The organism is Desulfosporosinus metallidurans (genome assembly GCF_001936615.1).
GTDB lineage: Bacteria > Bacillota > Desulfitobacteriia > Desulfitobacteriales > Desulfitobacteriaceae > Desulfosporosinus > Desulfosporosinus metallidurans.
Map to the genome: position 1 here is coordinate 76,929 of NZ_MLBF01000006.1, position 13,084 is coordinate 90,012.

Consider the following 13,084-nt stretch of genomic DNA (forward strand, 5'->3'; position numbering starts at 1 on the left):
TATCAATTAGGTTACCTAATTAATCTGTAGCCCCATACAAACTGAGTCATAAAATACGCTGTCTATAAAGGAGTCCCTTGTTGTAACCCCTTCCTTTAAAAAGCCCTGCCTTGTATAGACGTCAATTGCTCTGTGATTATCCATTCGAACCCTTAAGTTTATTTTTCGAATTATCCCTGACCCTTTAGCCCAATTGATCAAATACATTAGGAGTTCTGTAGCTATTCCTAATCCCCAATACTCCTTCAGTACAGTGATTCCTACTTCCCCCGTGTGATGAACCCGAGGCCTCACGCCGCCCCGAAAGTTTACGCCGCCAACAATCTTATTGTCTACCAATGCCAAGAGTAAAAGTCGGTTATCCGCTTCGGCGCTACTCTCAATCATTAATTCTTGTTCATGTTGTGATGTAATCATTTCCCCCGCGCCAAAAGTAAGAAAATCGGTCTCAGTACCAATTTGAAGCAAGTAATCTACATATGCCGAAGCATCTTCTTTCCTAGCCTCTCTAATAATTACCATATTTTCGTTTTTTAATTTGTACGATTTCATATTAAGCACCTTTCTGTTAGACCTATCAATCTCGGTAAAGGCCGCTATGTAGCAAAATAAGCCATAACAACCACCCTAGCATTAGAACCCAGACGGAAACAATAATTATAGCCGCTAGCCAATTTTCAGGTTTTGTCTGTAACGATTCTGCCTTCAGTCTGGCCTCCTCCATGACATTTGGAGGTATCATCCTAATTGCAACTGCAACTCCAAGTGGGATCAACACAAGGTCATCGAGATATCCGAAAACTGGAATAAAGTCTGGGATTAGGTCGATAGGACTGATTGCGTACCCCACCAACAAAACAATAAGCAGCTTAGCATACCACGGAACTCTTGGATCTTTGTATGCAAAGTTGAGGGCAAACACCTCTGCCTTTAACCTCTTGGCATGTTGTTTCCATCGTCCCTTTGCAGTTAACGACTTCGACTCCAGCAGATCTATTCCCTCCCATTGTCTAATTTTTTTCCATTAAACAATACCTAATTGCACTTTCCACGTGTATCTTCGTAGTATTCAGGAACGGAATATCAAACTCATTCTTTGTGAGAATAAGAGGTAATTCGGTACAGCCAAGAATCAATCCATCGATCAAATCCTCGTTGACCATACGTTTAACAATCGCTAGCAAGCCTTTACGAGTTTCTTCGAGAAATTGTCCCAATTCAATCTCTGTCATTAATTTATACTGAATATAATCTTGGTCTTGTTCTCTTGGCACAACAATGGAGATATTGTTGTTAGCAAATACTTTTTGAAAAAAGCTCGCTTTCATAGTAAAACTGGTTCCAAATAATCCGACTCTTTGCAACCCCATCTCTTTCGCCTTCTTACTTGTCTCTTCCACAATGCTGATCAGCGGAATAGGCGATGAGCTTCTTAACCGATCAAAAACGATGTGTGGTGTGTTCGCTGAAATTATTCCAAATTCGGCTCCGGCTTTGTATAGAGTGTTGATTCCTTTCAGTAACCACTCCGTCACATCATCCCAGCGCTTCTGGCCAACCAAGGTGAGTAAAGTATAAATATCCATGCTATAAATGATAATCTCAGGAAGAGTTTCCTCTCCTTGTTTCTGACGATAACGTTCAATCATTAGACGATAGTAATCTAGTGTGGCCTCAGGCCCAAAACCACCAATCATCCCGATCTTCTTCATTAAAATACACTCCCTTGACCCTAAATAAGTATCCAAAGCAAGCCTATTTAATCAGTTTGGAAAGTTCCCTGAACAGAGGAGTACCCGCTTCCTTCATCATATCAAAGAATACTGTTTCTGTGTTAGTAACTACTGCTCCCATAGATGACAAAAGGGATAACCCGTTTAGGTAATTTTCCTTAGTTCGTGAACACACCGCGTCACCCACTACAAAAACCTGGTAACCATGAGCAAGTAAATCCCTTACCGTTTGAAAAACGCAAACATGGGTTTCCATTCCAGTAATAATGATCTTTTTTCTTCCTAGTCCTTTTAATGCCGAAGTTACTTCTCTGGTGCAACCCGAAAAGGTAATCTTTTCGCAGGTTAACGATTCCTCGAGATTGTTGCTCACTTCTAAAACGGTCTTCCCAAGGCCTTTTGGATATTGTTCTGTGACGATGGTCGGAACCCCTAATTTTTTGGCGAAGGAAATTATTGTATTGGTGTTTCGAATAACTTGTTCCCCGTATTTCATAGCAGGAACTAATTTTTCCTGAATATCTATTACCAATAGAACGGCTTCTTCCCGTGTTAATACGTATTTGTTCAATGTTGACACTCCTCTGTAAAAAAGTATGTTTCTAAAAATCTGCCTACCTTGAGCATTAAGTTAGAACGTTTACAAGTCCCTGTATATGTCGTTCATCGGTCCCACAACAACCCCCTAATACTTTAACTTGATGGTTATTGTGTAAATAAACCATTTCATTAACTAACGTTACGATGTCTTCTGATTCTAGCTCAGTCGAGCCATCTAATTCTTCCGGGCTTTTTGATGAGGTATTAGCTTGGATTCCTTTCAGACGCTGTTTTACTATATTCGTGAAGTTCACATGATTCTCAATAGCTTTTAAAAGAACGGATGGATGGATGCAGTTTGTCATGTAGAACAAGGGCTGGCGCGAGGAGACCTGGTCGATTCTCGAAATTGTTTCATGAAGAGAATTACCATCAAGCAACGTTCCATTTGCTCGAATAACGAAACTAAGAATGTAGGGTTTCCCAGTCCGTGCCATTGCCTGTGCAAGGCCAACTGCTTCTGACATTGCCGGAAGGGTTGTCCCACAAAGAAAATCTACTCCCGCGTCGGCTAACGCATTCGCTTGTTCTTGGTGAAAAAATAGCGCTTCGTCAGAAGTTAGTGCCTCTTCCGCATTATATGCATCTCCTCTACAACCCATTAGTCCTCCAATAAAGATACGTTTTGAATATTCTCCGTATTCGCTACGAATGTCCATAAGAAGGCGGGCACAATCGCCATTTACATCTGTCCTCAATAGACCTGCTTGCGCTATTTGTTCCGGGTTTGAACGTCGTGTCGGAGTGAAAATCATCATAGGAATATTGCATTTGCGTACTATGTCAATGTATTGCTTATAAATTCCACGGAGAATAAGCCTTCCTTGTTGATCATAAACCAAACCAGAGTGAACAATGTGTTGATTAAGTCCAACTCTATATTCACGACGTAGCCGTTCAACGACTGCGCCTTCTGTAAAAATTACTTTAGATGTATTGAAGGTACTTATAAAGTCCATCGATTTCACATCTCTCTTCATGCAATTATTATTTACAAAATCCTTATTGACCGAATTTGTCGTGTAACGTTTAAGCATTCCCGCAACGACTTTAGACTACCCATCTAACTGCTAGTGCTAGTGTTTGTGATTAATTTTTTCTTCATATGTACAAGTAAAGGTTGGATTTTCCTCCAACCTTTACTTATGATGGGTGTACCAAATTTACTTATTAACGTATTTTGCTAGTGTTCTTTGCACGTCATAAATATTCTTATCCTTTTTGAATTCTTTCGAGATTGGTTCATTCGTCCCAGAAATCCAAATTTTCAGCTCGGCATCCAAATCGAAATGACCCGCTGATTCTACACTGAAATGAGTAATACTTTTGTATGGTATAGAGTGATATTCAACTTTTTTACCGGTGACCCCTTGTTTATCCACTAATATCAGACGTTTATCGGTGAAAACCAAAAGGTCCCTAAGAATTTGTGGGATAGAATATTACGTAAGCAACTTCAGATATGCGAAAGTGACTTTTGGAAAGGGCTCTAGTAATGACCGATTTCTCATAACGTTCAGCGTATTCCCGAAGTCTGGTTACTACATTCATATCCTCTCAGATGTCGCAAATCCTCTGAAAGAGGCCCTGCTCCAAATTAAACATAAAAATCTAAGGCTTAATTGATTCTTCGAGAGACTCAAATTCTTCCACATATTCGGACAAACCTCTCTTCTTAGAATTTATAATCCTTTTGCCCTCATCAAATCCATTCTTGATAAGGATTCTCATCGCAATAATATCGGAATACTCCCATAAATCAGTATGTAACGCGATTAACACTAATTCTTCCTTCAACTCTTCAACAATATCTTTCTGACTAACATGTGTATAAATTTCTGTGTCTTAGAATTCTTATGTTAGTTCTTGGATATATCTCAAGTCAGTCCCACCTTCCAGAAGGTGGGTAGCAAATGCATGCCTTAAAGAATTTATTTAATAACACTCTTCGGCATGGGAAGCTAAATTCCTTCTAAACATATGAAATATATTACTTTTATACCCATATAACCCATATTCTTAATTATTCGTCATATATATCTAAAAATTTGTTGGTATCCAATTGCTTATCTTCAATTGCAAAGCGATATCGCTTGATATGATTATATGTGCAATGCAGATATAATCAGCATAAAAACAGCCCTCTATAAAAGAGGGCCGAAAGAATAATTTTACTGTCCGTTGATCAAATATCAAATTGTTTTGTTCGTTACTTCTGGCACCTTGGGCAATACACCGTAGTCCGCCCGGCGAGGCGTAGTCGTTCCAATGTCTGCCCGCAGACTTGGCAGGGTTCCCCACCTCTGCCATACACCTGGAGGGCTTGTTCGAACCACCCTTTTTCCCCATTAGCATCCCTATAATCTCGAAAGGATGTACCCTGGGCATCAATGCCTGCTTGCAAAACAGTCTGAATGGCTTGATGCAGTTTGGAGATTTCTTCTTCTGACAGAGTGTCTACCCGACGTTCAGGGGATATTCCCGCTTGAAACAGGGATTCATCCACATAGATGTTACCCATTCCTGCTAGGACATGCTGGTCGAGCAAAGCGGCCTTTAATGAGACCTTTTTTGTTCCAAAACGGTCTTTCAGGACGGCTGGCGTAAATTCGTGTTCCAAAGGTTCAGGACCGAGTTTGCGCAAAGAGGATTCACTCACAGATAGTGGCGTAGGTAAGGCTTGTATCCTCCCAAATTTTCGCACATCTGAGAAATGCACTTCCCCTTGTTCAAGAGTGAAAACCACATGCGTGTGTTTTTCGGGTTCCTGATGATCCGCATAGTAATTGAGTCGTCCAGTCATACGCATATGGGCAATTAACGTTATCTCCTCATCCAGCCGGATGAGGAGATATTTTCCCCGTCGGTCTATCCCTATAATCCGACGTCCGATGACTAAATCTTCAAAGGCCTTACCTTCCCAACCGCAAACAGCGGTTGGCCAAATGAGGGTTATGTTTTTAATCATTAAATCCGTGACGTGTATAGCTAAAGTTCGTCGAATCGTTTCGACCTCTGGCAATTCAGGCATTATTGCTCCTTTTCCTATTGGCTATATGTTTTCATATTGCACTATAACATCAGTTTATTCGTTTTTTTGTTTCACTGCACTGATATCGCATTTAATCTATTCTTCCGGCTTATACGCCTTCATATCATACCAATTTGGTCCGACTTTACAGTCCACTGTCATAGGCACTGAAAGCGGAAAGGCATTTTCCATTTTCTCTTTCAATAAGCCTGCTACACTCTCTAAATCCTCTGGCGCTACTTGCAGCAAGAGTTCGTCATGAACTTGCAAAAGGATTGCCGCTCGAAAAGGCTTTAATCCTTCGGCTACATGAATCATGGCAAGTTTCATAATATCAGCCGCAGTCCCTTGTACAGGTGTATTCATGGCTATGCGTTCTCCAAGCTGGCGCTGTGTCCTATTGGAATGAAACAATTCAGGAATGCGACGCAGACGGTTTAACAAGGTACGCACTTGTCCCTCTTGTTTAGCCTGAGCGACCACACTTTCTAAATAACGTTTGACCCCACTATAACGTTTAAAATATTGTTCAATGTAAAACTTAGATTCTTTACGGGGAATTCCTAAATCCCTTGACAAACCAAACTCCGTTAAGCCGTAAACCAATCCAAAATTAACTGCCTTGGCACTCCTCCGCATCTCCTGAGTAACGTCTTCCAGCGAAATACCGAAGACTTCCGCAGCCGTCCGAGTATGAACATCCTGACCAAGAGCGAACGATTCACAGAGCAGTGGATCTTGAGAATAGTGAGCTAAAATACGCAGTTCAATCTGGGAGTAATCGGCTGAAAGGAGCACCCAGTCAGGTTCCGTAGGGTGGAAAATCTTCCGTAACAGTCGACCCTGTTCCAGTCGAATGGGAATATTTTGCAAGTTAGGTTCTGTGCTTGACAGGCGACCGGTTGTGGTCACCGTTTGTTGGAAGGTGGTATGAATTCGGCCATTCTTCTCTTGGGCAAGCAACCCATTGACATAAGTAGACATGAGTTTATTGAGCTGCCGATAATCTAGGATCTTCTCTATAATCGGATGAGCTAAACGCAATTCTTCCAACGTCTCCGCATCTGTGGAATAACCCGTCTTGGTCTTTTTAGCCGTTGCCAAACCCAGCTTTTCAAACAAAATGGTTCCCAATTGTTTGGGAGAATTGATATTAAATGTGTTTCCCGCTAAGGCATAAATGTCTTGTTCTAGTTGCCTTAAAGTGATACTAATTCCTTCACCAAAGTGTTTCAATTGGTCAACGTCAATTCCGATCCCTTGACGTTCCACTTGAGCCAAGACCAGACTTAGTGGCTCTTCAACAGTATGCAGCAAATCTGCCAGTCCTAAAGTATGAAGTTCTTCCTTAAATTTGGTGGCGACTTGCGCTAAGGCCGCAGCTTCTTCCGAGACACTCTTGAAAACGTCTTGCTTCGGCGCATATTCTTTGACTAAATCAAGTGGGGCAAATTTCGTTCGAGAGGATTGAATCAGATAAGAGGCTAAGCTAAGATCGAGCACAACCCCCTTTAACATTGTTCCTTCATTTCCAAGCAACAATGACACGGTTTTACTATCTGCTAAGATTTTCGGCACCTTATCATTTTCTAAGAGGTCTAGCCAAGCCTTTATTACTTGGGTGGATGCCTCTTCACGGGTCAGTTTAAAGGACTCTCCTAAGACAGCGACTCCCCATTCAAGCCAACGACCACCCTGTAATCCAGTTCCCTCATAACGACAGGCCAAAGTAAGGGGTTCTCGGCTTGTTTGCCACTGTTCAATCTGAGTAAGCCAACCTTCTTCGGAAAGCTCGCGTTCTGACCAGGCTTGAACTACCATTTCAGAATTTTCTTCCGTTGTTTCTCCATCGTTCGTATAGCGTTCTTGCCATAAGCGGGTCACATTTTTCAAATCATACTTCTTTAAGACGGGAAGGACTTTGCTTGCTTGAGGACGACGGTAAATAAAGTTGTCCAATGAAAACGGAAGAGGAACTTCGGTCAGCATGGTCGCTAACGTTTTGCTGAGTCTTGCCTGGTCTGCATATTCCTTTAAGTTACTTTGCAGTTTTTTGCCAGAGACTTTATCCGCGTTGGCCAAAACCCCCTCGACGGTTTCATATTCCCAGAGTAATTTTAGCGCGGTTTTCTCACCGATGCCTGGAACTCCCGGGATATTATCCGAAGTGTCTCCCATAAGACCTTTTAAATCAATAATTTGGTAAGGGCGTAGCTGATAGCGCTCCCACAAAACATGCTCATCATAGCACTCGACGTCGCTAATTCCCTTTTTCGTCAAAAATATATGGGTCTTTGGAGAGATCAGTTGCAAGGCATCTCTATCACCAGTGTAAACCTGTATCTCCATGCCCTGAGCTTCTGCCTGTTTGGTCACTGCGGCAATGAGGTCATCTGCTTCATACCCCGCAAGTTCCAGCATGGGCACGTCTAGCTCGGCGAGTATTTCTTTGAGATAGTCAAATTGCGGGCGCAATCCCTCCGGAGTTTCTTTCCGCTGCGCTTTATACCCGGCGTACTGTTCAATCCGTACGGTTGCCTTGGTTTTATCGAAAGCCACCACCCAGTAATCCGGATGTTGTTCTTGTTCTAATCGAAAAAGCATCGTAAGAAAACCATGCAAGACATTCGTTGGGCGCCCGTCAGCCGTCGTCAACGGCGGCAGTGCATAGAAAGCGCGATTTGCAAGGCTATTTCCGTCTAAAATCACCATTCGCGGCATCGTGAAAACCCCTTTCATTTCGAATTTTACTATATCATACCCACTGGTTTCTCACAAACACTAAAGATCGTTAGAAACATTCAGCTTATTTTCAGCAATCTATCAATTTCATTTCAGCTAGTCGCAGTATACTAATACCCAATTCGTCACATTATAACTTAATTATTTTAATTTTTATTGTTTTGTTAAATGTTTCGCAAGGAGGACGAAATGAAATTACTATTAGTTGGAGATGAAATAAACCACCTCAGAACACTTAGCCAAATCCTAAAAAAAGAAGGTTATCTCGTCGACAAAATCGCAGATGGCGAAATTGGACTTGAAATGGCCCTATTGGGTTCCTACGATATAATTATTTTAGATTGGTTTCTTCCAACACTCAATGGATTAACGATCGTTAAGGAATTACGTCTTCAAGAAGTTACTACCCCCATTATATTTCTTACTGCGCATAATCGTCCCGAAGACAAAGTAATTGGTTTGGACGCTGGTGCTGATGACTACCTGATTCAGCCTTTTGTCCCTGAGGAATTTCTAGCACGATTAAGAGCTCTTTCAAGAAGAACGAGCAAGGAATACGCAGCTTGTCTACTAGAAGCACGGGAACTTACCTTAGATTCCTCAAAATGTAATGTAGTTATCGGTCAAATTAACGTTAAATTAAGCCTCAAGGAAACACTATTACTGGAAATTCTGATGCGTAACTATGGACATGTTGTAACCAAGGAACGTATCTTTGAAAGGCTCTGGGGAACTTATTCAGGAAATATGTTTTCTAATGTTGATCTATATATTTTCTATCTACGGAAGAAAATCGGGGCGTCGTACATAAAAACAGTCCGAGGCGTAGGTTACTATTTTGGAGAATGAATTACTTATATTTAAAGTGTTTTCAATGATTTCCCAAGACTACGATCACCGATTCTCCAGTGATATCTTAGGCAAAAGTTACTCCGCAGCACTATTACAGTACTGCGGAGTTCGTGTTGTATACCCTATGTGTAGTGAGAGTCCTATGCTTAGCGCTGATGAGACTGTCTGGCAGTTTCCAGAGTAGTCATGATCGTATTTTCTTGGTCTTGGCTAATCGTTCCGTTACTCACTAAACTGTCCAAAGGATTCGTCTTGGTTGTGGACTGTGTTTGCGACTCCATGGCGGCCTTTAATGCATCTTTAATAGTATCAGCTTGTTTCTGAGTAATCGTGCCATTAGAAACTAAATCTGCCAATGGATCTTTCCTCGAACTTGTGCTTGTTTGTGACTCCCTGGCTGTTTGGAAAGCATCTTTGATAGAAGCTGCTTGTTCTTTAGTAATCGTTCCGTTAGATATCAAACTGGCCAACGGATCAGTCGTCGTAGAATTTGATGTACCCGTCGACGACTGTATTGCGAACTGCGATTGCATAGCCGCTTGAAGGGTACTCGCAATAATATCTTCTTGCTTTTTTGTTATTGTGCCATTAGAGACCAAATCGTCCAGAGGGTTTTTTTGTGAGTTCCTTGACGCTTGGAGTGCCTCCGGGCTTAATACCGCACTGTCCAACGTTGACAATGAATTACTCTGCTTTTCAATTGTTTGACGGGCTTGCTTTGCTTTCTCTTGGGCAGCTAAAATTTGGTTATAAATACTTGATGAACTAATTGAGCTAACAGACGAAATACTCATTTGAACTTCCCCCTTAAACCTAAATGAATCTTAATATTTATTATATCGAATGTATATCTTGGTAAAGTCTTTGAAATTATAATATTTTAGGCCTTTTTTCTCATGAAAATAGGCCTAAAATATATTATTTCTGATTTCTAACGCTTCAGGCAGGGTGTAGCGTCTATCGTTATGTTAGAGAGCTTAATAATTGTTTATATATGTCTTGTGGTTGGAAAGAAGGATTCTTTTGTTTATCTCCACTCGGATTTCCATTTGGATTCGCGTTTGGGTCCCCTTTTTGTGTTTGAGATTTTAAATAGGTTTTTTGCTGTTCTGTAAACACTGCATTGATTTCATCTGCTTTTTGTTGGAGAAAATCTCGACTGGGACTAGTCGTATCAATTAGAAGCTGAATAACCGGTTTGATTTTATCTTTTTGATCACTGGTCAAAACCATTTCTTGATTGCTTTGAAGACGACGTATTTCCATAGCGGCTTGCATCGCTGGATTGAGAGTTGGTTTTTGGCTCGTTTGCCCCTGGGCCGTCTCATTTGTATTTGTTGATTTTGATGTTGCCTCCGTCGTGGTACCACAACCACCTACTCCAATTATCATTATGGACAATGCTATACCCACTGCGATCCAGGGTTTACTTTTTGATTTCTGAACTCGATTCAATTTTACCATTTAGTGAATTCCTCCCTAAATTATATTAGATAAAATACTTGGCCGGCCATAACTTAGTCTATCGGCGTTTCAGAAGTAACCTTACTCCATCCTCTCCCTTCACTTCGTGTTAAATCGAATAAAACCTTAACAAGGTATACAAAACACAAGATATTTAGTATTGAAGAAACAATCAGAAACGGCCCATAGGATATAGAATTTACGCCATTTAATGTTTCATAAAGGACATAATGAGTATTAATATAAATCGTTGAACTAAGTCCTGCAGCCACCAACAACAGCCTTTTATCCTTAAGATAGATGAAGGTTATAATCGACAGTGCTAAGGCAGGGAATAAATATCGCTCATGCATCCGAGCGGAAAATGTGAAGACCCCCACAATCAACACCAGTGCAACAGCCGGTGCGAAAACCCTGCTCTTCCCTCTGATATAGAGAAGCCATGATAAGGCAGTGATTAAGACAATAAAAATCATCCCCCAGGTATGATAGCTAAACAAAAACAAGGTACCAGCATCCTTGGCATAGTTTTTCCCGAGCAGACTAAAAAAGTTAAAAGCATTGACGGAAGCATACGGGTATTCACCAAGCGTACTGGCGAAAAGTTTGAAAATCCAAAGCCAATCTGCATTCCATGAAAAGGGAAGCACGAGGACAATAGCTGTTATAAAGCCGGGCACTAGGATTTTGACCCAACTCTTTAGATTTTTTTGCCTAATCAGCTCAAAGAAAACGACCGGGAGAAAGATAATCCCTTGCGGCTTCATGAGCACAGCTGAAGTGAACAAAACAGAAGCCAGACCTATCTTCCTTTCTGTGAGTAGAACGACCGCGGAAACAATCAAAAGGGTGAAGAAAGAATCAACTTGACCCCAAATTGTTGAATTGATAAACACCGCAGGGTTGAAGGCATAAAATGCGGATAGCAGCAGGCTCATTTCCAAAGTAAGATATTTCTTAGCCTGTTTGTATAGTAAGAACGAGGTGACGATATCTGCGATAATGGACGGAAGTTTCAAAAATAACGTGAAATAGGGACTAACAGCGGAAAGGCTACCTAGTTTTCCGATCATATACAAAACGTAAATATACAACGGTGGGTAGTCACTGGAGTGACGGCCTTGATAAAACTGTGTGAGATTATTCGCAGCCGTGGTCGCCCAGTTTTTGAAGGTGCTTAAATCATACGGATGCCCATTGATTAGAGTCGCCAGAGTAATCCGCAATAAAAAGCCCACACCGAGAACGGTCAAAATCACTAATGTTTCCTGACTGGGATGGATGTTCACCTTCTTATGGGTAATAAGGTAATAGGCCACAAGGAAAATGATCAAGAATATTCCAGCATACGCGGCGACTTGGGTAGTATAATTCCCCGTCTGATTATTCCCTAGATTATTCATCGCTTCATTCCGAAAATTGTTGTTGGGAGGAGCATTTAAACTTGGCGTCCCATTTGGCACGGAGCCGTTTGGGGAATCCATTTTAGAACTATCATTTCGCAACGGATGATTACCGTTTGGGACTGATCCGTGGTCCACTATAGTATTCTGATTCGATTGAGCTTTCCCACTGTAACTCCCTAAGGACGAGATGCACAACACCCCAGCTAATATGAGCATTGTTAGTAAGCTAATTTTAAACAAGTGCTTCTTCAAACCCACTAGCAGGATGCTCCTTTCATATCACATTTCATACCGCAGTTCTTTTTATTCGATTCTTGCCGAGTTCCTTATTAAATACTTTCTGTAAATAATCCATCAATTGAGGGTAGAGTTCTTCACGCTGAAGTCCCATTTCCAGGATAGCTTTCATATAGCCAAACTTATCCCCAATATCGTAGCGTTCTCCCTTCAATTCCAAACCAAGCAGACCCTCTTGTTCACGTACTTGTCGCAAAGCATCTGTAAGTTGATACTCGTTTCCCGCCCCTCTTTCTTGAGTTTTCAAGATGGGGAAAATCGATGGTTTCAAAATATACCGACCCATGATTGCTATATTTGACGGTGCTTTAGCAGGCGTAGGCTTTTCGATTAAATCCCTTACTTGCAAAATCTTATTGTGCAGGGCTACAGCCGAGATGATCCCATATTTGCTGACTTCCTCAGGTTGCACTGTCTGGACTCCCACAACGGTTGACTCATAGGTTTCAAAGACATTCATGAGTTGTTTCAGAGCTGGTGGCTCGGACACCATAATATCGTCCCCAAGCAAGACCGCGAAAGGTACGTCTCCTATAAATTGTTCAGCACATAGAATGGCATGTCCCAAACCCAAAGGCTCCCTTTGACGCATATAATGAATATTGGCCATATCGCTGATGTTTTGAATCTCGAGCAACAGATCAGTTTTTCCTTTTTCCCAAAGAGATTGTTCGAGCTCGACAGACTTGTCAAAATGATCTTCAATCGATTTTTTATTTCTACCCGTTACAATGAGTATACTTTCGATACCCGACTGCACCGCTTCTTCCACAATATACTGAATGGCTGGCTTATCAACGATCGGCAACATTTCTTTCGGCTGTGCTTTTGTTGCAGGTAAAAATCTCGTGCCTAAACCAGCTGCCGGGATAACGGCTTTCCTGATTTTCATGATAATCACTCCAATTCATTAATATCGGGTAAGAGACTCCTGTTTACGTGCTGTTTCTGAAAAGTGC

Annotated in this window: 12 protein-coding genes and 1 pseudogene; 1 reads left to right on the forward strand and 12 read right to left on the reverse strand. The window is 41.4% G+C overall.

From position 1 onward, the window contains the following. Positions 1-15 precede the first annotated feature (15 nt). The 8 genes and pseudogenes from DSOL_RS06225 to polA all read right to left on the reverse strand — a co-directional run bounded on the left by DSOL_RS06225 (position 16) and on the right by polA (position 8,085). Positions 16-552, reverse strand: a complete 537-nt coding sequence (locus tag DSOL_RS06225) for a GNAT family N-acetyltransferase (protein WP_075364014.1) — start codon at positions 550-552, stop codon at positions 16-18. Between the two features lie 25 nt (positions 553-577). Beyond that, positions 578-922, reverse strand: a complete 345-nt coding sequence (locus DSOL_RS06230) for a YkvA family protein (protein ID WP_235838715.1) — start codon at positions 920-922, stop codon at positions 578-580. An 88-nt stretch (positions 923-1,010) separates the two neighbouring features. Further along, on the reverse strand, positions 1,011-1,712 hold the full coding sequence (locus tag DSOL_RS06235) for an aspartate/glutamate racemase family protein (protein WP_075364016.1): 702 nt from the start codon (positions 1,710-1,712) through the stop codon (positions 1,011-1,013). A gap of 43 nt (positions 1,713-1,755) precedes the next feature. Next, the gene (locus tag DSOL_RS06240) at positions 1,756-2,304 is read right to left on the reverse strand and encodes a hydrolase (protein WP_075364017.1); all 549 of its coding nucleotides are present in this window, start codon (positions 2,302-2,304) and stop codon (positions 1,756-1,758) included. A 55-nt stretch (positions 2,305-2,359) separates the two neighbouring features. After that, a complete protein-coding gene (locus tag DSOL_RS06245; protein WP_075364018.1) occupies positions 2,360-3,292 on the reverse strand; it encodes a homocysteine S-methyltransferase family protein in 933 nt (310 codons plus the stop codon). 204 nt (positions 3,293-3,496) lie between these two features. After that, a pseudogene (locus DSOL_RS06250) lies at positions 3,497-3,754 on the reverse strand (PH domain-containing protein); the annotation flags it as partial. A gap of 788 nt (positions 3,755-4,542) precedes the next feature. Next, positions 4,543-5,364 (reverse strand): bifunctional DNA-formamidopyrimidine glycosylase/DNA-(apurinic or apyrimidinic site) lyase, encoded by an 822-nt coding sequence (mutM, locus tag DSOL_RS06260; RefSeq protein WP_075364019.1) that lies wholly within the window; start codon positions 5,362-5,364, stop codon positions 4,543-4,545. A 96-nt stretch (positions 5,365-5,460) separates the two neighbouring features. Then, positions 5,461-8,085 (reverse strand): DNA polymerase I, encoded by a 2,625-nt coding sequence (polA, locus tag DSOL_RS06265; RefSeq protein ID WP_075364020.1) that lies wholly within the window; start codon positions 8,083-8,085, stop codon positions 5,461-5,463. Positions 8,086-8,295: 210 nt separating this feature from the next. On the opposite strand from polA, the gene DSOL_RS06270 reads away from it, so the two are divergent. Continuing rightward, complete coding sequence (locus DSOL_RS06270; protein ID WP_075364021.1) at positions 8,296-8,955, forward strand: response regulator transcription factor; 660 nt, start codon at positions 8,296-8,298, stop codon at positions 8,953-8,955. A 149-nt stretch (positions 8,956-9,104) separates the two neighbouring features. Here the strand turns inward: DSOL_RS06270 and DSOL_RS06275 are convergent, their stop codons facing one another. The 4 genes from DSOL_RS06275 to galU form a co-directional block, all read right to left on the reverse strand. Then, positions 9,105-9,752, reverse strand: coding sequence for a hypothetical protein (locus tag DSOL_RS06275; RefSeq protein ID WP_075364022.1), 648 nt, complete (start codon positions 9,750-9,752; stop codon positions 9,105-9,107). 169 nt (positions 9,753-9,921) lie between these two features. Continuing rightward, on the reverse strand, positions 9,922-10,422 hold the full coding sequence (locus DSOL_RS06280) for a hypothetical protein (RefSeq protein WP_075364023.1): 501 nt from the start codon (positions 10,420-10,422) through the stop codon (positions 9,922-9,924). A gap of 53 nt (positions 10,423-10,475) precedes the next feature. After that, entirely contained in the window at positions 10,476-12,086 is a 1,611-nt protein-coding gene (locus DSOL_RS06285) for a glycosyltransferase family 39 protein (RefSeq protein ID WP_139314397.1), read from the reverse strand. 28 nt (positions 12,087-12,114) lie between these two features. Continuing rightward, on the reverse strand, positions 12,115-13,017 hold the full coding sequence (gene galU / locus DSOL_RS06290) for a UTP--glucose-1-phosphate uridylyltransferase GalU (RefSeq protein WP_075364025.1): 903 nt from the start codon (positions 13,015-13,017) through the stop codon (positions 12,115-12,117). Positions 13,018-13,084: the final 67 nt, after the last annotated feature.

Coding starts and splice junctions, on each gene's coding strand:
- DSOL_RS06225 (WP_075364014.1), bottom strand. CDS start 552: ATGAAATCGTACAAATTAAAAAACGAAAATATGGTAATTATTAGAGAG.
- DSOL_RS06235 (WP_075364016.1), bottom strand. CDS start 1,712: ATGAAGAAGATCGGGATGATTGGTGGTTTTGGGCCTGAGGCCACACTA.
- DSOL_RS06245 (WP_075364018.1), bottom strand. CDS start 3,292: ATGGACTTTATAAGTACCTTCAATACATCTAAAGTAATTTTTACAGAA.
- mutM (WP_075364019.1), bottom strand. CDS start 5,364: ATGCCTGAATTGCCAGAGGTCGAAACGATTCGACGAACTTTAGCTATA.
- polA (WP_075364020.1), bottom strand. CDS start 8,085: ATGCCGCGAATGGTGATTTTAGACGGAAATAGCCTTGCAAATCGCGCT.
- DSOL_RS06270 (WP_075364021.1), top strand. CDS start 8,296: ATGAAATTACTATTAGTTGGAGATGAAATAAACCACCTCAGAACACTT.
- DSOL_RS06275 (WP_075364022.1), bottom strand. CDS start 9,752: ATGAGTATTTCGTCTGTTAGCTCAATTAGTTCATCAAGTATTTATAAC.
- DSOL_RS06280 (WP_075364023.1), bottom strand. CDS start 10,422: ATGGTAAAATTGAATCGAGTTCAGAAATCAAAAAGTAAACCCTGGATC.
- galU (WP_075364025.1), bottom strand. CDS start 13,017: ATGAAAATCAGGAAAGCCGTTATCCCGGCAGCTGGTTTAGGCACGAGA.